The organism is Achromobacter sp. GbtcB20 (assembly GCF_019091095.1).
GTDB lineage: Bacteria > Pseudomonadota > Gammaproteobacteria > Burkholderiales > Burkholderiaceae_B > Achromobacter > Achromobacter mucicolens.
This window is the reverse complement of record NZ_JAGXJZ010000445.1, coordinates 1-296: the sequence shown is the minus strand read 5'-3', so window position 1 is coordinate 296 and position 296 is coordinate 1. Positions and strand designations below refer to the sequence as shown.

1 protein-coding gene is annotated in these 296 nt (G+C 61.8%); it reads right to left on the bottom strand.

The genetic code is table 11. The features are described 5' to 3' along the window. Positions 1-201, bottom strand: a 201-nt coding sequence (locus tag KVT32_RS29695; RefSeq protein WP_371825640.1) for a VOC family protein, incomplete at its 3' end; no start/stop codon positions are given. Positions 202-296 lie beyond the last annotated feature (95 nt).

The following is a 296-nucleotide window of genomic DNA, read 5'->3' as shown; positions in this document are numbered from 1 at the left end:
GGCACCTGCCACCGGCTTGCCGGTAAAGCCCTTGAAGAAGTCCTTCCCCAGCAGCATGACGTACAGGTTGCCGCCAACGACCATGCACGCGCCCTGGTCGTTGGTGAAAACGGGATTGAAGCGGTAGCCCAGTTTCTTGAAGAATGCCTGGGACTTCTGCATGTCGCTGAGGGGAAGGTTGACGAAGATCTGCTTGTGCATGGCGTGTCTCGCTGCAGTGGTGGGGGTGGGTTCGGGGGACTCAGAGGCTGGGGGCGGGCATCTGGCGGAAGCGCTCGACTTCCTGGCTGGGCTCG